Origin of the sequence: Rhizobium sp. 18055, assembly GCF_902706285.1 — a bacterium.
Lineage (GTDB): Bacteria > Pseudomonadota > Alphaproteobacteria > Rhizobiales > Rhizobiaceae > Rhizobium.
This window is the reverse complement of the sequence record NZ_CACSKD010000232.1, coordinates 1-461: the sequence shown is the minus strand read 5'-3', so window position 1 is coordinate 461 and position 461 is coordinate 1. Positions and strand designations below refer to the sequence as shown.

Sequence of the window (461 nt, the reverse complement as noted above, 5' to 3'; positions counted from 1 at the left end):
CTCGCACAGCATGCGGCCCTCGTAGTCGTTCACCGTCACCCAGTCCGCCTGGCCGATGAAGCGCGCGAGCTCTTCACCGCCGAACATCGGCAGGCCCTGGCCCGGATCGAAGACGAAGGGAATGCCGGCGGCCGCGAACTGCGCCGCATGCTCGATCATCGCGTCGCGTCCGTCCGGGGCGATGATGCCCAGGCGCAGGTCCGGCTCGGCGGCGATGCGCGTCTGGTGCGCGAGCATCATCGCGCCCGGATGGAACGCGGTGATCTGGTTGTTGTCGCGGTCGGTCATGATCAGCGCCTGCGCGGTGTAGGTCTCGTCCACGCGGCCGACGTGGCGCGTGTCGATTCCCAGGCCCTGCAGGCGCTGCTGGTACTCGGCCCCGTCGCTGCCGAGCATGGCCATGGGCACGGGGGTGCCGCCCAGCAGCTTCAGGCTGTAGGCGATGTTGCCGGCGCAGCCGC

Annotated in this window: 1 protein-coding gene; it reads right to left on the bottom strand. The window is 70.1% G+C overall.

Translation table 11 applies throughout. The features are described 5' to 3' along the window. On the bottom strand, nt 1-461 hold a 461-nt coding region (locus GVL52_RS32030; protein WP_244619342.1), incomplete at both ends, for a PfkB family carbohydrate kinase.